This is a genomic window from Rossellomorea aquimaris (genome assembly GCF_003315075.1).
Lineage (GTDB): Bacteria > Bacillota > Bacilli > Bacillales > Bacillaceae_B > Rossellomorea > Rossellomorea aquimaris_C.
In genome coordinates this window covers 250,357-269,920 of sequence record NZ_QNRJ01000002.1, presented here as the reverse complement: position 1 = coordinate 269,920, position 19,564 = coordinate 250,357, and the positions used below count along the sequence as shown (strand labels likewise).

Here is a 19,564-nt window from a genome sequence, read left to right as displayed (position 1 = left end):
ATTTTAATTAGGGTAAAACAAAAGCACTCCCACCCAAAGACATTTCAGACAGAGTGAGAGTGCTTCATTATTAAATATCAATTCTTCAACGAACGGACCAAATCCAAATCAGGTGTCACATATACCGTTTGCTGTCCTTCATAAATGACAAAGCCCGGCTTGGCTCCTTTTGGTTTCTTTACCTGTTTGACTTCAGTGAAATCAACAGGCACGGAGCTTGATTCCCGTGCTTTACTAAAGTAAGCGGCAATTTTAGCTGCTTCTTTAATCGTCTCCTCGGAAGGATTCTGACTCTTGATCACAACGTGAGAGCCTGGAATATCTTTCGTATGAAGCCATATCTCTTCTTTCCCTGCGACTCTGTTTGTTAAATAATCATTTTGTTTGTTGTTTTTTCCGACCAATATTTGTGTGCCATCGCTGGAAGTGTAGGTTTCCAGAACTGGTTTTACATTGGCCTTTTTCTTTTTCATTTGCTTACGGACCCTCAGGTAGCCTTCTTCTTCCAGTTCTTCTCTGATTTCTTCAACGTCTTTTGTTGATGCCGATTCTAATTGCTGAAGTAATTGTTCTAAGTAGACAATCTCTTCGTCGGCTTTTTCTATTTGTTCATGAACGATTTTCACTGCATTCTTTGCTTTTTGATAGCGTGAAAAATAGTTTTGGGCATTTTTAGATGGAGATTTTTGCGGGTCTAGGGGGATCATAATACTTTCCCCATTTTCATCATAATAATTTACCACGCTAACCTCAGTCATTCCTCGTTCTACCGCATATAAATTCGAAGTAAGGAGTTCACCAAGCAATTGATAACGATCCGCCTGCTGGGCATCCTCCAACGTTTTCTTTAACTTTTCAATTTTATTTATATTTTTATCCCGTTCGTTTCGGATGAATCGTTCCAAGTCGTTTCCTTGTTGCTTCACCCGGTCTCGTGCTGCCTTCTGATAGAAGAACCGGTCCAATAATTCACTTAACGAAGGAAACGTTTGTTTTTCTCCTTGCAAATGCTCCAGGTCCAGCCAGTAAAACGATTCTTTCTCCCCGCTAATGAGGGTTGGTGTGGAGTCATTCGATTTTGCATGCTGAATCAATTTTATGAATGATTCAGCGATCGTAGACTGGTTACCGATTCCTGCACGGTGAACAACTTCTTTTGCATAAAGAGGTGAAATACCTGCAAAAGCTTGGACAATCTGTTTATCCAGTTTACCGGAGTTAAAGTCCAGTGCTCTCAGAACGTCTTCACTGGTAGCAATAAGTGGATTTTTTTTATCTTGTTGTGGTGGTAAAACATACGTATGACCAGGCAAAACGGTACGGTGTGTATTCATACTTGGTGATATATGCTTGATGCTATCCAGAATCATATTTCGTTCTTTATCAACCAGAATGATGTTACTATGACGGCCCATTACTTCGATGATCAATTGTTTATATGAAATATCGCCGATTTCATTTCTGCCTTTCACTTCAATTATAATCATCCGATCCAGTTCAACCTGTTCGATCCCCTCTACAATATACCCTTCCAGATGCTTTCGAAGGAGCATACAGAACATGGGAGGGACAGAAGGATTTTCATAGTTTTCATTTGTGATCTGTACCCTTGAATAACTGGGGTGGGCGGATAATAGAACTTTGTGATTCTTTCCATTCGCCCGGATGATCATGATGATTTCATTTTTATAAGGTTGATGTATTTTGTTGATGCGTCCGTGCAATAAGTTCTCTTTCAATTCTTTCGTCATGCTTCTAGTAAATAATCCATCAAATGACATATATAACATCCTTTGCTTTAAACGATTTCGGTGTATTTTAAATCTGCCAGGCTTGATCTTGGTCTCTGTGTATCAAATGTAACCGATTTTACCCCTCTCACAGGTAAAATGCAAAACATACGTAAATCATATCATTTTTTAGGACGAGTCTGAATAAGAATGCTATGAGAAGGACAACTTTTCGTATCGTAGGAGGAGAGTGACATGGTTGCATGAAATTTCATGAGATGAGACAAGAGGACATAGAGCAGTCATTAAATACCAATTATCAAGAGGGTCTTTCAACAGATGACGTAGCAAACAGACGGAAGCAATTTGGGTACAATCAATTGGAGGAAGCTGAGAAGCAGTCAGCTTTGTTATTATTTTTCAGTCAATTTAAGGACTTTATGGTTCTTGTGTTATTGGCAGCCACACTCATTTCAGGATTACTGGGAGAATACATCGATGCGATTGCCATCATAGCCATTGTGTTAATAAACGGTTTTTTAGGTTTTTTTCAAGAGCGTAAAGCAGAGAGATCCCTGCATGCTTTAAAGGAACTTTCAGCACCACAGGTTTCGGTGTTGAGAGATGGCAAGTGGGTGAAAGTTGTTTCGAAAGAGGTCATTATCGGTGATATCATCCGCTTTGCAAGCGGGGATCGGATCGGGGCAGATGTACGCCTCATTGAAACGAACAATCTGGAAATAGAGGAATCTGCTTTAACAGGGGAATCTGTACCTGTTACAAAATCGACGAACCCTGTCATTGGTGAAAACATGAGTCTCGGAGACTTAGAGAATATGGCTTTTATGGGGACGATGGTCACTAGGGGTAATGGTATTGGTGTGGTGACTTCGATCGGAATGAAGACAGCCATGGGGCAAATCGCTGATATGATTCAAAAAGCTGAAACGATGATAACCCCACTTCAAAGAAAACTTGAAGAATTAGGTAAAATACTGATTTCCGTTGCCCTCGTGTTAACAGGATTGGTCGTAGGAATCGGTGTGATCCAGGGTCACGATATGTACACTATGTTCTTAGCAGGGGTTTCTTTGGCAGTTGCGGCCATTCCAGAAGGCTTACCTGCCATTGTGACCGTTGCCCTTTCCCTCGGCGTTCAGCGGATGATCAAGAAGAAAGCGATCGTCCGAAAGCTGCCCGCTGTTGAAACATTAGGCTGTGCATCGGTTATTTGCTCAGATAAAACAGGAACTTTGACTCAAAACAAAATGACGGTAACGCATCTCTGGAGTGGAGGCAGAACGTGGACGGTAACGGGAACCGGGTATGAACCGGATGGACAATTTTACAGCGGAGACCAAAGGGTCACTCCTCACAGTGAAAATGCTCTTCAACAATTATTAACCTTTGGTATGCTATGCAATCATGCAGAACTCGTAACACGTGAAGAAAGCTTTGTTGTTGATGGAGATCCTACAGAAGGGGCTCTTCTAGTGGCGGGGTTGAAAGCTGGATTGAGCCGGGAATCTTTGCAGAAGAAGTTTACGATTGTAAAAGAATTCCCCTTTGATTCTACTAGAAAGATGATGAGTATCATCGTTGTCGACCAAAACGGGAAACACTTCTCTGTAACGAAAGGTGCTCCCGACGTCTTAGTCGGAAAAAGCGAATCCATCTTGTGGGAAGGAAGGCTTCAATATAAATCAGCTGAAATAACCCAAAAAGTAGAAGAGGCAATCAGTGAAATGTCGTCCAATGCCCTTCGAAACATTGCGATTGCTTATAAACCCCTCAATGAAAGATCCATCGAAGGGACCAAGGAAAATGACATTGAAGAAGGAGTGACCTTCATTGGCTTACAAGGTATGATTGATCCTCCCAGACCTGAAGTGAAACAGGCAGTAAAAGAGTGTCGCGCAGCCGGCATTAAGACGGTGATGATTACTGGGGATCATATCTTAACGGCTAAAGCGATTGCCAAACAGCTGGGAATCTTAAAAAACAAAGATCGCGTTCTGGATGGAAAAGCGTTGAATCAAATGGAAGTACATGAACTGGAAGAAATCGTGGAAGAAGTTTCGGTTTTTGCACGTGTTTCTCCTGAGCATAAATTAAAAATCGTCAAAGCCCTGCAAAACCGGGGACATGTGGTGGCGATGACCGGGGATGGAGTAAATGACGCTCCGGCCATAAAATCTTCGGATATTGGCGTAGCCATGGGAATTACCGGAACAGATGTAGCCAAGGAATCTTCCTCACTTGTCCTGTTGGATGATAACTTTGCAACGATTAAATCAGCCATCCAGGAAGGCAGAAACATCTATGAAAACATCAGAAAGTTTATTCGTTACCTGCTGGCATCGAATGTAGGGGAAATTCTCGTCATGCTATTTGCCATGATCCTGGCCCTTCCACTTCCATTGGTGCCGATTCAGATTCTATGGGTGAACCTTGTGACAGATGGACTTCCTGCCATGGCACTTGGTCTCGATAAGCCGGAAGATGATGTCATGAAGAGAAAACCAAGGCATCCAAAAGAAGGCGTGTTTGCCAGAGGATTAGGCTGGAAGGTAGTTTCAAGGGGCTTCTTAATCGGAGGTGTCACTCTACTTGCCTTCATGTTGTCGTATAAGACTCACCCCGATCACTTGGCGTATGCCCAAACCGTTGCCTTTGCTACATTGGTTATGGCGCAGCTCATTCATGTGTTTGACTGTCGAAGTGAAGTTTCTGTATTTTCAAGAAATCCCTTCGGAAACATGTATCTTGTGTGGTCCGTGCTATCTTCACTCGTATTGATGCTTCTCGTGATATACATCCCATCCTTGCAGCCGATCTTCCATACAGTACCGATCGTGTTAAAGGACTGGTTCTTAATCATTGGTTTAAGCTCGGTTCCAACGTTTTTACTGGCAGGGTCATTTTTTGCAAGAAAAAAACAGTGAAATGTGGTATAATCCATAAGGTAATAGAGAATAGCCTCTATTACCTTTTTTATATAGTGCTTAGTGCAAGCATGAAATCAGTTGATCTACATACGAATATCGTCAAAAGATTGGATGTGATCGTAATGGTTGTCAGTATGACAGGCTTTGGAAGAAGCAAAGTAGACTCTGAACAACATAATGTAACGGTTGAAATGAAATCCGTTAATCACAGGTTTAGTGAATGTTTCATAAGGATGCCCCGACAATTAATGAAACTTGAGGATAAAATTAAAAAACAAGTATCCCAGTCCGTTAAGAGAGGGAAAGTGGATATCTTCATCACCATTACCGGTGATGGCTTAGTACATAAAAATCTACATATTGACTGGAAGCTCATTCAAGATTATTATCAGTTAGTAAATAAAGTGAAAGAAACCTTCTCCCTAAAAGATGAACTGCAATTATCCCACCTCTTAAACCGGGAAGAATTTGTGATGATCGAAGAAATGGAAGAGGAAAACGAAGAGCTTGAGCAGTTGGTGTTAAAAGCTGTAGAACAAGCGGCGAATGACCTTAGACAAATGCGTGAAAAAGAAGGAGAGCTCCTCAGGAAAGATTTTCTCACTCATCTCAATCATTTTGAAGCCAAAATCGGTGAACTTACCGATCATGCTCCTGACGTTATCAATCAGTATAGAGAACGTTTAAGAAAAAGGATTCTTGAATACAATGAAACTTCCTTCGATGAAAGCCGTTTGCTTACTGAGGTTGCCATCTTTGCTGATAAATCGGATATTACCGAGGAACTCACGAGATTAGAAAGTCATATTCAGTACTTTCATTCCTCATTGACCGGTGAAGGACCTGTGGGCAGGAAGCTGGATTTCATGATCCAGGAAATGAACCGGGAAGTGAACACGATTGGTTCGAAAGCAAACGATTCCTTCATTGCCACGATTGTTGTGGAACTGAAATCAACACTGGAGAAGCTAAGGGAACAAGTGCAAAATGTAGAATAAGAAGTTTAGTTTCCTGTCATTCCGGCGAAACTAAACTATTGATTAGGAGGAGCGTTATGTCGATCAAGCTCATCAATATAGGATTTGGAAATATTGTTTCAGCTAACCGGATCATCTCAATTGTAAGTCCCGAATCAGCACCGATCAAACGCCTGATTCAAGATGCAAGAGACCGGGGAACGCTTGTTGATGCTACATACGGAAGAAGAACAAGGGCGGTTATTATTACGGATAGCGATCACGTTATTCTTTCAGCTGTTCAACCCGAAACCGTTGCTCATCGTTTAACTGATAAAGAGGATATAGTAGAAGAAGGGCAGGGTAAATAAATGAAAGAAAAAGGATTGCTGATCGTTCTTTCCGGACCTTCAGGTGTAGGAAAAGGAACTGTTCGTAAAGCGATTTTTTCCCAAGAAGATACAAGGTTTGAATATTCCATCTCCATGACCACTCGGAATCCCCGGGAAGGAGAAGTGGATGGTGTAGATTATTTCTTTAAATCAAGAGAAGAGTTTGAAGTGCTTATAGAGCAAGGGAAACTGCTGGAGTATGCAGAGTTCGTTGGAAACTATTATGGTACTCCTGTTGATTACGTTCGAGAAACACTTGATGCAGGAAGAGATGTTTTTCTTGAAATTGAAGTGCAAGGTGCACAGCAGGTCAGGGATAAATTCCCTGAAGGTTTATTTATTTTCCTGGCACCCCCTAGTCTTTCTGAACTTCAGAATCGCCTCGTAACAAGAGGGACCGAAACGGATGATTTGATCCAGGGTAGAATGAATACGGCAAGAAAAGAAATTGAAATGATGAATCTGTATGATTACATCGTTGAAAATGATCAAATTGAACATGCGGTAGGTAAGATTAAATCCATTGTTCAAGCAGAACACTGCAAACGGGAAAGAGTGCAACAACGATACTTAAATATGCTGGAGGTTGAATAAATGTTAAACCCATCCATTGATTCATTAATGAAAAAGATCGATTCTAAATATTCGTTAGTCAGTATTGCTGCTAAGAGAGCAAGAAACCTGCAAGATACCGGGGATTACCGCTTGAACCAATATGAGTCTCATAAATTCGTAGGAAAAGCCCTTGAAGAAATTCAGGCCGGTCAATTATCTATGAAAGAAAGAGATGCAAAAGCGGTTTATGCTGATGAATAAGCATCATCATGCTTAAGTAAAAACTCTAGGGGGGTTGACTCGAAAGATTTCATAATCTTTCGGGACAACCCTATTTTCTTTTTCTATCAATATCCTTCATAATAAAGGAAGGATAAAGTGTAATGGGGGAAAGCAGAATGATCAAGGGGAAAAAAATACTATTATGTGTATCTGGTGGAATTGCGGTATATAAAGCGGCTGCTTTAACGAGCAAGCTGGTCCAAAGCGGTGCCGATGTGAAGGTCATCATGACAGAATCAGCACGAAAATTTGTGGCTCCACTTACTTTTCAGGCATTATCCCGTCAAGATGTATACTGGGATACCTTTGATGAAAAGGATTCGTCAAAGATTGCTCATATCGACTTAGCTGACTGGGCAGATCTTGTCCTGGTTGCACCAGCCACGGCCAATATCATTGGGAAGCTCGCGAACGGAATCGCAGATGACATGATTTCAACAACCATTCTGGCAACGACAGCGAAAGTATGGATTGCCCCAGCCATGAATGTACATATGTATGATCACCCGGCGGTGAAGCGGAATATTGATACCCTTTTTGAGTTTGGCTACCGATTTGTCGAACCAAGTGAAGGGTATTTAGCTTGTGGATACGTTGGAAAAGGAAGATTGGAAGAACCTGAGAAAGTAGTGGAACTGGTTGATCGCTATTTTTCTAATCGTGTTAGCGAAGGGAAGATATTACAGGGGAAAAGAGTCGTCATCACTGCCGGACCGACAAGAGAAATGGTCGATCCCGTTCGTTTCTTCTCCAATCGCTCCACAGGGAAGATGGGCTACGCCCTGGCAGAGGCGGCCGTGTCTCTTGGAGCAGAGGTCGTCTTAATTTCCGGACCATCTCATTTACCCATTCCAAGGGGAGTTGAATTTGTCTCCGTCACAAGTGCTGAAGATATGTACAATGCTGTTCATGAGGCGTTTCCAACAGCGGATATCGTTGTGAAGAGCGCTGCAGTCGCTGATTATCGTCCGAAAGAATCCTTCCTTGATAAGCTGAAGAAAAAGGATGGGAATCTAGTGATTGAATTTGAACGTACCAAGGATATATTGATGAGTCTTGGTGAGCGAAAGGAACATCAATATCTAATCGGATTTGCGGCCGAAACAACAAACGTTTACGAGTATGCGAAAGCAAAGCTTGAGAAAAAGCGGGCAAATATGATTGTTGCAAATAATGTGAAAGAAACAGGTTCAGGGTTTGGAACGGACACGAACAAAGTATCGATTGTAACAACGGATGGTCCCATTCGAGAGCTGCCATTATTATCTAAGGTAGAGGTAGCGAAAGAAATCTATAAAGAAGCGATCCGGCAAATAGAGAAGGGTTCCTCCCATGAACGTAGCTAGTGTCATCGTAGATGTTCCTGCCATGCAGACGGATCGAACCTACGATTATAGTATTCCGGATGAATGGAAAGGCAGCATCGTTCCCGGCATGAGAGTCATCGTTCCTTTTGGACCCAGGAAAATCCAAGGCTTTGTCATTGAACTAAAGGAAAAAGGCGAAGTCTCGAAACTGAAATCGATTGTAGAGCCTATGGATCTTGTACCGGTCCTGAATAAAGAACTGCTAACCTTGGGGAACTGGCTGACAGAGAAGACCCTTTGCTTTAAAATCTCAGCATTTCAAGCGATGCTTCCAGCAGCCATGAAAGCGAAATATGAAAAAATCTTTCAACTTGAGGAAAATATGAGTCCGGTTGAACTTAACCTTTCGTTACAACGCTTCTTTCAGAATGGAAAAGAAGTGTCCTGGAAAGCGATCGAAGAAAACGGGATGCTCCCTCTTGTTCATAAAGAGGTAAAAAAAGGTACGGTTGAAGTAATTTACAGAGTGAAAGCGAAGGGGAATAAGAAAACGGTTCGAAAACTGTATCTTAATGTACCTGAAGATGATTTAGAGGAAGTGAAGAACAGTCTGCCTCCTCAAGCAAGTAAGCAGAAACAAATCATAGAATACATGAGTCATTCTGCTCCTGGTGGGGACGGGATACTTGCCGCAACCCTCCTTGAAGAGATGGCGACTACTTCATCTACCGTGAAATCGTTGGTCAATAAAGGAGTTCTGATTGAGAAAAACGTTGAAATGTATCGTGATCCCTTTGAAAATAGGACATTTGAGAAGACTTCACCGCTTTCTTTAACGTCTCAACAGGACCATGCGATTCGTCCTATACTGACCACCATAGATGAAAACAAACACCACACATTCCTTCTTTACGGAGTAACAGGAAGTGGTAAAACGGAAATTTATCTTCAATCCATTCAACGGGTCTTACAAGAAGGGAAGGAAGCGATTGTATTAGTTCCGGAAATCTCGCTGACTCCCCAAATGGTTCACAGATTCAAGGGCCGGTTCGGAAATGATGTAGCTGTCCTGCACAGCGGATTGTCAGTTGGTGAAAAGTATGATGAATGGAGAAAGATTCAGCGGAAGGAAGTAAAAGTGGTGGTCGGTGCCCGCTCAGCTGTTTTTGCTCCTTTTGAAAATATAGGCATCATCATTATTGATGAAGAGCATGAAACAAGTTACAAGCAAGAAGAAAATCCGCGTTATCATGCCAGGGACGTGGCCATTTATAGAGGGGAATATCATCAATGCCCTGTCATATTGGGAAGCGCAACCCCTTCTTTGGAATCCTTTGCACGAGCATCAAAAGGTGTATATGGGCTCCTCACATTGGATAAACGGATGAATGATGGCCCCCTTCCTTCCGTTGATATTGTGGATATGAGAGAGGAACTGAGGAAGGGAAACCGTTCCATGTTCTCAACTGAACTATTCGAAAAGCTTCAGGACCGAATGGAAAAGGGAGAGCAAACCGTCCTATTCCTTAATAGGAGAGGGCATTCATCATTCATCATGTGCAGAGATTGCGGCTTTGTCCTTCAATGTCCCAACTGCGACATCTCCTTAACCTATCACCGCTTTTCAAACGGCATGAAATGTCATTACTGCGGCTATGAAGAGGGAGTGCCCACTACTTGTCCTGAGTGTACGAGTGAGCATATTCGTTATTTTGGAACAGGGACTCAAAAGGTAGAGGAAGAATTGACGAAGCTTATCCCCGATGCTCGAATCATTCGTATGGATGTGGACACGACCTCCCGAAAAGGGTCCCACGAAAAGCTATTAACAGCCTTTGGAGAGGGAAAAGCAGATATTCTTCTTGGTACGCAAATGATTGCCAAGGGTCTGGATTTTCCGAATATCACTCTCGTCGGGGTCCTCAGTGCGGATACGATGCTCCATCTGCCAGACTTCAGAGCAGCAGAGAAGACGTTTCAATTACTTACCCAAGTAAGCGGACGGGCAGGCAGACACATGTTGCCGGGAGAAGTAGTGATTCAAACGTATACGCCGGAGCATTATTCAATCGAGTTAGCGTCTCATCACGATTACAACCGTTTTTATCAACAGGAAATGATGATGAGGAAAATGGGCTCCTATCCTCCCTTTTACTACATCACGATGCTCACATTAAGTCATGAGGATTTAATGAAGGTTGTGGATATTGCAGAGAAGATGACGAATTATATCCGTTCAAAGCTATCCGAAACTACGACCATTCTTGGACCTGTGGCGTCACCGATCCCCAGGATAAAGAATAGATATCGGTATCAATGTTTGATAAAATACAAGCGGGAACCAAATCTTGGGACTACGTTAAAAACAGTATTAGATCAGTACCAGCAGCAATATGCGTCTCAAGGATTAACAATCTCCATAGATGTGAACCCTTATATGATGATGTAACAATATTTTTACGGAAAAATGGAGGAGACTTATGGCAATACTTCCAATTGTAATGCACCCTGATCCAATCTTAGAAAAAGAATGTGAGAAGGTAACGGCATTTGATAAGAAATTAAAAAAATTATTGGCAAATATGTATGACACAATGCTTGAAGCGGATGGTGTCGGCCTCGCAGCTCCTCAAGTAGGAATCGACCTTCAGGTAGCAGTGGTGGATATCGGGGATGATACTGGTACGATCGAGCTTATCAATCCGGAAATCGTCGAGGCAGACGGAGCTCAAACCGATCTTGAAGGGTGCCTGAGCTTCCCTGGGTTATATGGGGAAGTGACCCGTCCCTATTCCATCAGGGTCAGAACATTTGACCGAAAAGGAAGAATGATTGAATTTCAAGCCCAGGACTTTTTAGCCAGAGCGATTCAACACGAAATTGATCATCTTCACGGTATTCTATTTACCTCAAAGGTAGAAAAATATGTGACAGAAGAAGAATTAGAAGGGTATGAAGCTTAATGACGAAAGTGATTTTTATGGGAACGCCTGATTTCTCCGTTCCTGTTCTTCAATCTTTATTAGATGAAAACTATGATGTGATTGCGGTCGTGACACAACCCGATCGCCCAGTGGGGAGAAAAAGGATCCTCACGCCGCCACCTGTTAAGGTAGCAGCTGAAAAGAAAGGGATACCAGTGTATCAACCAGAGAAAATAAAGGATGAAGATGAGTTAAACAAAGTGCTTGCATTGGAACCTGACCTTATCGTAACGGCCGCTTTCGGACAAATTCTTCCCAACACATTACTGGAAGCCCCTCAGTATGGATGCATCAATGTTCACGCCTCTTTACTTCCTGAACTTAGAGGGGGAGCACCCATTCATTATTCCATTCTTCAAGGAAAAGAGAAAACGGGCATCACCATCATGTATATGGTCGAAAAGCTTGATGCAGGGGACATTATCAGTCAAGTGGAAGTGGATATTGAAGAGCGTGACCATGTCGGGACCCTTCACGATAAATTAAGCGTTGCAGGTGCAGCGTTACTGATTGAAACGGTGCCCAAATTATTGTCGGGGGACATCACCCCGGTCAAGCAGGATGATTCGAAAGCGACGTTTGCACGAAACATCAAACGCGAACAAGAAAAAATTGACTGGAAGAAAAGTGGAGAAGAAATCTACAACCATATTAGAGGACTTCACCCTTGGCCAGTTGCTTATACCACATTAGAAAATTCTGTGATCAAAGTTTGGTGGGGAGAAAAAGTCGGCGGAACTTCTGCTGCACCTGGCGAGATCGTGAAGATTGAAGAAGATGGATTCGTTGTTTCTACAGGGAATTCAGTGGGAATGAAAATAACCGATTTACAGCCTTCCGGGAAAAAGAGAATGAGTGCAAAGGATTATCTGCGTGGAGCAGGTGCTCACTTAAAAGCAGGAATGATGTTAGGAGAAAATAATGAGTAAACAAAATAAAACCGTCCGTGAAGCAGCACTTGATGTCATTGAAGCGGTGGAAAAAAATCAATCGTATAGTAATTTATTACTTAATTCAGTGATTGAAAAAAATCAGCTGCCAAGTAAGGATATTGGACTATTAACGGAGCTGACATATGGAACCATTCAACGAAAAATGACTTTGGATTTCTATTTAGCTCCATTTCTTAAGGGGAAGCTGGATGAGTGGGTTCGTCATCTATTGCGTTTATCCCTCTATCAACTTGTGTACTTAGATCGAATTCCTGACCGTGCTGTTTTCTATGAAGCTGTAGAAATTGCTAAGAAAAGAGGACATAAAGGCATTTCAGGATTGGTCAATGGGGTCTTGCGTTCAGTCCAAAGGAAAGGGCTTCCTTCCCTTGACACCATTAAAGATCCAATCGAGCGGGTGGCCATCGAAACGAGTCATCCTTATTGGCTTGTGAAGAGATGGGAAGAGCAATTTGGCCTGGATAAAACGAAAGAAATGTGTGAAACCAATTTAATCGCACCTAAACAAACGGCACGGGTGAATACAACCAAAATCACTCGAGAAGAGCTTATCCAACTCTTGACGGATAACGGAAATGAAGTGAAAGAAAGCCCGATTGTGCCGGAAGCGATCCAGTCACTTCGAGGAAATCTGGCAAAGACGGATGAATATCGTAACGGACAATTCACCATCCAGGATGAAAGTTCCATGCTTGTCTCCTATGCATTAAAGCTGGAAAACGGGATGAAAGTGTTGGATGCATGCGCAGCACCAGGGGGGAAAACGACTCACATAGCCGAAAAACTGTCAGGGACCGGAGAAGTCCATGCATTGGACCTACACAAGCATAAGGTCAAATTAATCGAGGAGAATGCCACTCGTCTTGGATTGAACAACGTAAAGACGGCAACCCTTGATAGCAGGAAAGCAGGAGAGAAGTTTGAAAAAGAAAGCTTCGATCGCATTCTGGTGGATGCCCCATGTTCTGGATTAGGTGTATTAAGAAGAAAACCGGATATAAAATACGCTAAAAAAGAATCGGATCTTCTATCACTGCAAAAGATTCAGCTGGACATCCTATCAGCTGTTGCACCATTGTTAAAAAAAGATGGACTATTGGTTTATAGCACATGTACTGTGGACCAAAATGAGAATGAAGGCACTGTGTCGGCTTTCTTAAGTGATCATCCAGAATTTGAGCCTCATCCATTAGTGGATCTTCCGGGCTCCATCACACCGTTTATTAAAGAAAACCAACTACAAGTATTTCCGCAGGATTTTGGCGGGGATGGGTTCTTTATATCGTGCTTTAGAAAAAATGAGTCGAAATTGATCAAAATGTCGAAGTAAAGCAGGAAAATTCACCATAAAAGTCGTAAAAGTACAACAGCCCTTAATGAATCTTTTGATTATCCATTACTTTGTAATCATATGTTTATTTCATCAAAAATGATAAAAGCTGTAATATATTCGCTCTTTTCATTATCAACCTATTCAGCCCCCATTCAGGACGGATGGCAAGCTGAACGTATTTAACAAAGATAATCGAAGTGAATTCATTTTTTTGAATTAAAGATGCACCCGACTATGAGTATAAGGAGCTACTTGAAACAGGTGCAGAAGAAGAGACGAGGTGACCTAAGTGAAAACTGTTTATTTTACGGACAAAGGGAAAGTGCGTCAACTAAATGAAGATTGTGCCGGCGTATTTGTGAATCATCATGGCGATCATTTAGCTGTTGTAGCAGATGGAATGGGCGGCCACAGAGCTGGAGACGTTGCCAGCGAGCTTACCATTTCCATCCTGAAGGATTTATGGGAGAAAACAGAGAAATTTCACACCGCTGATGAAGCCGAAAATTGGTTAAAATCAACTATTAACGAAGTGAACAAAGAAGTATATACTTATTCTCAATCCAATTCGGAGTGTGAAGGAATGGGGACGACTCTCGTTGGAGCCATTTGTACCTCCTTGTTTGCAACCATTGTCAATATTGGTGACAGCAGAGGTTATATTCTGAATGAAAATGGTTTTCATCAGTTAACAGAAGACCATACACTTGTAAATGAATTAGTCAGAAGCGGTGAAATTTCAAAAGAAGATGCAGAGCATCATCCGAGGAAAAATGTGATACTTAGAGCGATAGGCACGGAAGCTTCAATTACGATGGATATTAAAACGATAATGTTTGAAGAAGAAGACGTTATTTTATTGTGTTCAGACGGTCTTTCAAATAAAGTCTCCCAAAAAGAAATGAAAGAGATATTGGTTCAGGACCACTCCCTTGAAAACAAAGGAGAGTCGCTTGTTCATTTAGCCAATGAATATGGCGGTGAAGATAATATTACCGTAGTAATTGTAGAGTTTGCCGCTGAAACGGAAAGCGGGTGATAACATGATGGAAGGAAAGCGCATCAGTGGGCGTTACAGAATCATTAAACTAATCGGTGGCGGAGGAATGGCCAACGTTTATTTAGCTCACGATGTGATTTTGGATCGTGAAGTGGCTATAAAGATGCTCCGGATCGATTTTGCCAATGAAGAGGAATTCATTAAACGATTCCAAAGGGAAGCTCAATCTGCTACAAGCTTGACTCATCCGAACATTGTGAGCATATACGATGTAGGAGAAGAAGACGATCTATACTATATAGTCATGGAATATGTCCATGGCATGACCTTAAAGCAATACATACAGCAGCATTCACCTGTTCATGTAGACAAAGCGATCGATATTATGAAACAGTTAACTTTAGCTATGTCTCATGCTCATCAGAATCATATTGTACACCGTGATATTAAACCCCATAACATTCTTCTGGATGAAGAAGGAAATGTGAAGATAACGGATTTCGGGATCGCGATGGCTCTTAGTGCCACTTCGATCACCCAGACCAATTCAGTCCTGGGATCGGTCCACTACCTTTCTCCTGAACAGGCGAGAGGCGGCATGGCTACGAAAAAATCAGATATCTATTCACTGGGAATCGTCATGTTTGAATTGTTAACGGGAAGACTTCCTTTTTCCGGAGAATCGGCGGTTTCAATCGCATTAAAGCACTTGCAATCCGAAACTCCTTCTCTAAGAAGATGGAATCCTGATATTCCTCAAAGTGTTGAGAATATCGTATTAAAGGCAACGGCTAAAGATCCATTCAGACGATATGAAAGCCTCGAGGATATGGATGACGCCTTGATGTCAGCCCTGGACCCCGATCGGATGAATGAACCTAAATTTGCCGTTCCCCTGGATGATGAGGCGACGAAGGCCATCCCGGTCATTACGGATCAGAATGCGTATTCGAATCTGGATGATACGATTGTCCACCATCAAGCAGACACGGACAAATTGCAAACGAAGCCGACCGCTCCTGTTCAAGATGGTAAGAAGAAAGGCAAGAAGAAAAACAAGAAGGGTGATCCTAAGAAAAAGGGTAAAAAGAAGTGGCCGATATTCATTATCAGTCTGTTCTTTTTGCTGATTCTTTTAGGAGCTGCTGCCATTACCTTCGTACCTGAGCTGCTTGGGCCTAAGGAAATCCAGGTACCTGATGTGGTGGAAAAAGATCAAACTGAAGCCATTTCAACTATCGTTTCAGAGGGGTTTGTCGTCGGAGAAACAAAAAAACAATCCCATGAATCGATTCCTGAAGGTTTTGTAATCAAGACAAACCCAAAGGCAGGACGGATGGCGAATGAAGGATCGGCTATCGATATCTATGTTAGTACAGGAAAAGAAAAAGTGGGAGTCGAGGACTATGTCGGAAAGAATTTTGAAGAAGTGTCCTCTGAACTTGAAGAAAAAGGATTCACGGTAGAGAAAGAAGAAGAGTTCAATGAATCCGAACCTGCTGGAACAATCACCGACCAGGATCCATCTCCTGGAGTAGAAGTCGTGGCAGAAGAAACGACGATTACCTTTACAGTGAGTAAGGGAACTGAAAAGTTTGATTTAGAAAGCTTGGAAGGTTTCGACCAAACTGCACTTGATAAATATGAAGCTTCGAATGGGATAAATATCATTGTACAGAGTGAAGAATTTTCGGACGAGGTTGAGGAAGGCAGGGTGATTTCTCATAAGCCGGTTGCGAGTACTCCTATTAGTAAGGGGGAGGATGTTTACGTTATCATGTCTAAGGGTCCTGAGCCACCAAAGGAAGTACCATCCAAAGAGGTTACTCTGGAAGAACGGATTCCTTACACCAAGGACAATGGTGAGCCCCAAGTCGTGGATATATTTATAGAGGACAAGAACAAGAAGATCGAAGAAAGTGACGAACTCATCACAATTTATGAAGATACGACCATTACGATGAAGTTCACATTAGAAGAGGGAACGGTTGGTAAGTATCGTATTCTTGTTGACGAAAAAGAGTATAAAACAGGTACTGTCGAGTATCCTAAAGAAGAATAAATGACAATTGCCAAAGGGCTGTACCCGGGTTTTTAATGAACCTGACGGGACAGTCCTCTTGTTTTCATTTATAATGATAGAGAACCTTGATACATAATATAGATGGCTCATTTATTTTGATAAACATTTTGAATAGGAGGTTTCGAATGCCTGAAGGAAAAATCGTTAAAGCATTAAGTGGATTTTACTATGTACTTTCAGAAGGAAGCGTTACACAATGTCGGGGCAGAGGTAATTTCCGTATAAATAAAATAACACCCCTGGTGGGCGACTATGTTGAATTTCAAGCGGAGAACAAAACGGATGGATACATTCTGAAGGTCTATGACCGTAAGAATGAGTTAGTACGTCCCCCGATTGCCAATGTCGATCAAGCGATACTTGTCTTCTCTGCAAGCGAACCGGATTTCAGCCCGGCTTTACTTGACCGCTTTCTTGTGTTGGTAGAGAGTAAAGAAATAGAACCGCTTATTTGTGTAACCAAGATGGACTTACTTACATCCGATCAAACAAATAAGATTGAACGATATGTGAAGGATTACCGCTCATTCGGTTATGAAGTCCTGATGACGTCTTCCAAAACCGAACATGGTGTAGAGGAATTAACTCCGTATTTACGTGATAAAATCTCTGTCTTTGCCGGACAGTCCGGAGTAGGGAAATCGTCTTTGCTGAATGCCTTGAAACCTGAACTTGAATTAAAGACGGCTATGATCTCATCCCACTTAGGCCGGGGAAAACATACGACTCGTCACGTGGAACTGATTGATATTGAAGATGGGTTAGTAGCGGATACCCCCGGGTTTAGTTCATTGGAGTTTTCAGAGCTTGAAATAGAAGAGCTGCCACAATGCTTCCCTGAGATGGTTGAAGTTTCTGAGGACTGTAAATTTAGGGGCTGCCTCCATATCAATGAGCCGAAATGTGCCGTGAAAGCTGCCGTAGAAGCAGGCGAAATCCCCACTTACCGTTATGATCACTATTTAACGTTCCATAAAGAAATAAAAGATAGAAAGCCGAGGTACTAAACATGAAAATCGCACCTTCCATTCTGTCTGCAAATTTTGCAGAGTTAGGGAATGAAATTAAAGATGTTGAAAAAGGGGGAGCCGACTACATCCATGTGGATGTGATGGATGGTCACTTCGTTCCGAATATCACATTGGGCCCAATGATCGTGAAAGCGATTCGTCCGTTAACAATGTTACCACTGGATGTTCATCTTATGATTGAAAATCCAGGTCAATATATTGAAGCCTTTGCAGATGCGGGAGCTGACTATATTACTGTCCATGTAGAAGCAGATCCCCATTTGCACAGAACGATTCAGATGATCAAAAGTAAAGGTGTAAAAGCGGGAGTCGTCCTGAATCCCGGGACTTCGGCAGAAATGATCAAGCCGATTTTGCAGGATGTCGATATGGTTCTGTTAATGACTGTGAATCCTGGATTTGGTGGACAATCGTTTATCCCATCTGTCGTTCCGAAAATCAAACAAATTCGTGAATGGGCGAATGAAGTAAATCCTGAACTTGAAATAGAAGTAGATGGAGGCATTAACCCTGAAACGGCAGCCATTTGTGCTGAAGCAGGGGCTGATGTGTTTGTAGCCGGTTCTGCCATCTACAACCGCAGCGATCGAGGGGCGGCAATCGAAGAAATAAAGAGATCTCTTGTATAAGAGACGATAGGGCTGATCCTTTTGGGTCAGTCCATTTTTGTAGAAAAGGAGTGGAGATAATGATCATCAATATAGTTGCGGGTGGTCCAGGAAGATACATCCCTGAATTGACGGTTTATGACGGGGAATTAGTGAAGTGGATAGGGGTGGACCGTGGAGTTTATAGACTGTTGGAGCAATCCATAGAACCATGGGTAGCGTTTGGGGATTTTGATTCAGTTACCGATGAAGAATGGGATCTGATTCAAGAAAAAGTCCAGGAAGTCAATCGCTATAAGCCTGAAAAGGATGAAACGGATCTGGAGCTTGCCCTTAATTGGGCGATTGATCAGAATCCTGACAAAATCAACATTTTTGGTGCGACCGGCGGACGGCTTGATCATTTCATGGGCAACCTTCAATTATTAATGACGCCTAAGCTTTTAGATAAGGATATTGTAGTAGAAATCATAGACGTGCAAAATCGATTATACCTAGCCGAATCTGGAGAACATTCAGTTGAAAAAAGCCCGGAATTACAGTATATTTCCTTCGTTCCCATTACTCAAAGTGTCGAAGGGATCACCCTCTGGGGCTTTAAATATCCATTAAAAAACCGGAATATTTCAAGAGGTTCCACACTATGTATTAGTAATGAACTTATACAATCATCTGGTACTTTTTCCTTTTCAAATGGCATATTAATGGTGATAAGAAGCAGTGATTAAAGCTTCTAAAAACCAGGTAGAAAAGAAGACGTACTTAACTGAGACTGCTTGAATAGACTAAACTGTTGTCAAGCGAAACATTACGTTCTTTAGATTGTGGGGAGGGACTAAAAATGCGCTTTTATACAATTAAATTACCAAAATTCTTGGGTGGACTTGTGAGGGCGATGTTAGGAACGTTTAAAAAAGAATAAATGGTTTGTTGGAGGTGGCGTTGGTGCCATCTTCTTTTTTTTACGGTTGATATAGAGAGGAAAGAGGGGGCATCTTTTGAGCAGGCAAAAAATAAGCGGAGTTTTTCCGGTAAATTCAGGATGAAGCTTAATATTGAGGTTAATAAGGGAAGTTTTTCCGCTTATGACTCAGAAATATCATCCATTTTAGGGTGATGTGAGTTAATAGGCGGAATTTTTCCGGCTATTTCATCCTTTTAAAAGGGGAATTTCCAGATAAGCGGAATTTTTCCGGTTATTTATCAGTTCTGTTGCTTAACGTGATCTCCTCCTGACCGAGAAGTAGCCCCTTCCGCTTTTCTATATGTCCAGCTCCGGCGGCTAGAGGCTCGAGGTCATAAGTCAAACTAACCAAAAAGGCAAAAAGCGCCTTTCCGGTTAGTTCGCCTTATGCTTGTCGCCTCTGGGCAAGCCGCCTCCGCTTTTCTTGGTGTAAAGTAT

The 19,564-nt window shown here is 42.1% G+C and carries 17 protein-coding genes; 16 read left to right on the top strand and 1 reads right to left on the bottom strand.

From position 1 onward, the window contains the following. Positions 1 to 77 precede the first annotated feature (77 nt). A complete protein-coding gene (locus DET59_RS03795; protein ID WP_113968272.1) occupies positions 78 to 1,781 on the bottom strand; it encodes an Rqc2 family fibronectin-binding protein in 1,704 nt (567 codons plus the stop codon). Between the two features lie 212 nt (positions 1,782 to 1,993). Between DET59_RS03795 and DET59_RS03790 the strand changes: the two genes are divergently transcribed. From DET59_RS03790 to spoVM, 16 genes are all read left to right on the top strand, one after another. Next, the gene (locus DET59_RS03790; protein WP_113968271.1) at positions 1,994 to 4,675 is read left to right on the top strand and encodes a cation-translocating P-type ATPase; all 2,682 of its coding nucleotides are present in this window, start codon (positions 1,994 to 1,996) and stop codon (positions 4,673 to 4,675) included. 125 nt (positions 4,676 to 4,800) lie between these two features. Continuing rightward, positions 4,801 to 5,676 carry a YicC/YloC family endoribonuclease gene (locus tag DET59_RS03785; RefSeq protein WP_113968270.1) on the top strand — a complete coding sequence of 292 codons (876 nt, stop codon included), beginning with the start codon at positions 4,801 to 4,803 and terminating at the stop codon, positions 5,674 to 5,676. Between the two features lie 56 nt (positions 5,677 to 5,732). Next, positions 5,733 to 6,005: an extracellular matrix/biofilm regulator RemA gene (remA, locus tag DET59_RS03780; RefSeq protein WP_044337446.1), complete on the top strand. Its 273-nt coding sequence runs from the start codon at positions 5,733 to 5,735 to the stop codon at positions 6,003 to 6,005. Then, entirely contained in the window at positions 6,006 to 6,620 is a 615-nt protein-coding gene (gene gmk, locus DET59_RS03775; protein ID WP_113968269.1) for a guanylate kinase, read from the top strand. Continuing rightward, positions 6,621 to 6,842 (top strand): DNA-directed RNA polymerase subunit omega, encoded by a 222-nt coding sequence (rpoZ, locus tag DET59_RS03770; RefSeq protein WP_113968268.1) that lies wholly within the window; start codon positions 6,621 to 6,623, stop codon positions 6,840 to 6,842. 137 nt (positions 6,843 to 6,979) lie between these two features. Beyond that, on the top strand, positions 6,980 to 8,209 hold the full coding sequence (coaBC, locus tag DET59_RS03765) for a bifunctional phosphopantothenoylcysteine decarboxylase/phosphopantothenate--cysteine ligase CoaBC (protein WP_113968466.1): 1,230 nt from the start codon (positions 6,980 to 6,982) through the stop codon (positions 8,207 to 8,209). Beyond that, entirely contained in the window at positions 8,196 to 10,619 is a 2,424-nt protein-coding gene (gene priA, locus DET59_RS03760) for a primosomal protein N' (protein ID WP_113968267.1), read from the top strand. The genes coaBC and priA overlap by 14 nt, the downstream gene beginning before the upstream one ends. 31 nt (positions 10,620 to 10,650) lie before the next feature. After that, positions 10,651 to 11,133, top strand: coding sequence for a peptide deformylase (gene def, locus DET59_RS03755; protein WP_113968266.1), 483 nt, complete (start codon positions 10,651 to 10,653; stop codon positions 11,131 to 11,133). Beyond that, positions 11,133 to 12,083, top strand: a complete 951-nt coding sequence (fmt, locus tag DET59_RS03750; RefSeq protein WP_113968265.1) for a methionyl-tRNA formyltransferase — start codon at positions 11,133 to 11,135, stop codon at positions 12,081 to 12,083. Before def ends, fmt begins: the two co-directional genes overlap by 1 nt. Further along, complete coding sequence (gene rsmB / locus DET59_RS03745; protein WP_113968264.1) at positions 12,076 to 13,437, top strand: 16S rRNA (cytosine(967)-C(5))-methyltransferase RsmB; 1,362 nt, start codon at positions 12,076 to 12,078, stop codon at positions 13,435 to 13,437. Before fmt ends, rsmB begins: the two co-directional genes overlap by 8 nt. Before the next feature lie 292 nt (positions 13,438 to 13,729). Then, complete coding sequence (locus DET59_RS03740) at positions 13,730 to 14,479, top strand: Stp1/IreP family PP2C-type Ser/Thr phosphatase (protein WP_113968263.1); 750 nt, start codon at positions 13,730 to 13,732, stop codon at positions 14,477 to 14,479. 4 nt (positions 14,480 to 14,483) lie between these two features. After that, positions 14,484 to 16,502, top strand: a complete 2,019-nt coding sequence (gene pknB / locus DET59_RS03735) for a Stk1 family PASTA domain-containing Ser/Thr kinase (protein ID WP_113968262.1) — start codon at positions 14,484 to 14,486, stop codon at positions 16,500 to 16,502. Between the two features lie 146 nt (positions 16,503 to 16,648). Beyond that, on the top strand, positions 16,649 to 17,530 hold the full coding sequence (gene rsgA / locus DET59_RS03730) for a ribosome small subunit-dependent GTPase A (RefSeq protein WP_113968261.1): 882 nt from the start codon (positions 16,649 to 16,651) through the stop codon (positions 17,528 to 17,530). 2 nt (positions 17,531 to 17,532) lie between these two features. After that, positions 17,533 to 18,183, top strand: a complete 651-nt coding sequence (rpe, locus tag DET59_RS03725) for a ribulose-phosphate 3-epimerase (protein WP_113968260.1) — start codon at positions 17,533 to 17,535, stop codon at positions 18,181 to 18,183. Positions 18,184 to 18,242: 59 nt separating this feature from the next. Continuing rightward, positions 18,243 to 18,890, top strand: a complete 648-nt coding sequence (locus DET59_RS03720; RefSeq protein WP_113968259.1) for a thiamine diphosphokinase — start codon at positions 18,243 to 18,245, stop codon at positions 18,888 to 18,890. Positions 18,891 to 19,003: 113 nt separating this feature from the next. Beyond that, positions 19,004 to 19,084, top strand: coding sequence for a stage V sporulation protein SpoVM (spoVM, locus tag DET59_RS03715; RefSeq protein WP_032088878.1), 81 nt, complete (start codon positions 19,004 to 19,006; stop codon positions 19,082 to 19,084). Positions 19,085 to 19,564: the final 480 nt, after the last annotated feature.

Excerpts from the sequence above, each read along its gene's own strand:
- DET59_RS03795 (WP_113968272.1), bottom strand. The coding sequence starts at position 1,781 with ATGTCATTTGATGGATTATTTACTAGAAGCATGACGAAAGAATTGAAA.
- DET59_RS03790 (WP_113968271.1), top strand. The coding sequence starts at position 1,994 with ATGAAATTTCATGAGATGAGACAAGAGGACATAGAGCAGTCATTAAAT.
- DET59_RS03785 (WP_113968270.1), top strand. The coding sequence starts at position 4,801 with ATGGTTGTCAGTATGACAGGCTTTGGAAGAAGCAAAGTAGACTCTGAA.
- remA (WP_044337446.1), top strand. The coding sequence starts at position 5,733 with ATGTCGATCAAGCTCATCAATATAGGATTTGGAAATATTGTTTCAGCT.
- gmk (WP_113968269.1), top strand. The coding sequence starts at position 6,006 with ATGAAAGAAAAAGGATTGCTGATCGTTCTTTCCGGACCTTCAGGTGTA.
- rpoZ (WP_113968268.1), top strand. The coding sequence starts at position 6,621 with ATGTTAAACCCATCCATTGATTCATTAATGAAAAAGATCGATTCTAAA.
- coaBC (WP_113968466.1), top strand. The coding sequence starts at position 6,980 with ATGATCAAGGGGAAAAAAATACTATTATGTGTATCTGGTGGAATTGCG.
- priA (WP_113968267.1), top strand. The coding sequence starts at position 8,196 with ATGAACGTAGCTAGTGTCATCGTAGATGTTCCTGCCATGCAGACGGAT.
- def (WP_113968266.1), top strand. The coding sequence starts at position 10,651 with ATGGCAATACTTCCAATTGTAATGCACCCTGATCCAATCTTAGAAAAA.
- fmt (WP_113968265.1), top strand. The coding sequence starts at position 11,133 with ATGACGAAAGTGATTTTTATGGGAACGCCTGATTTCTCCGTTCCTGTT.
- rsmB (WP_113968264.1), top strand. The coding sequence starts at position 12,076 with ATGAGTAAACAAAATAAAACCGTCCGTGAAGCAGCACTTGATGTCATT.
- pknB (WP_113968262.1), top strand. The coding sequence starts at position 14,484 with ATGATGGAAGGAAAGCGCATCAGTGGGCGTTACAGAATCATTAAACTA.
- rsgA (WP_113968261.1), top strand. The coding sequence starts at position 16,649 with ATGCCTGAAGGAAAAATCGTTAAAGCATTAAGTGGATTTTACTATGTA.
- rpe (WP_113968260.1), top strand. The coding sequence starts at position 17,533 with ATGAAAATCGCACCTTCCATTCTGTCTGCAAATTTTGCAGAGTTAGGG.
- DET59_RS03720 (WP_113968259.1), top strand. The coding sequence starts at position 18,243 with ATGATCATCAATATAGTTGCGGGTGGTCCAGGAAGATACATCCCTGAA.
- spoVM (WP_032088878.1), top strand. The coding sequence starts at position 19,004 with ATGCGCTTTTATACAATTAAATTACCAAAATTCTTGGGTGGACTTGTG.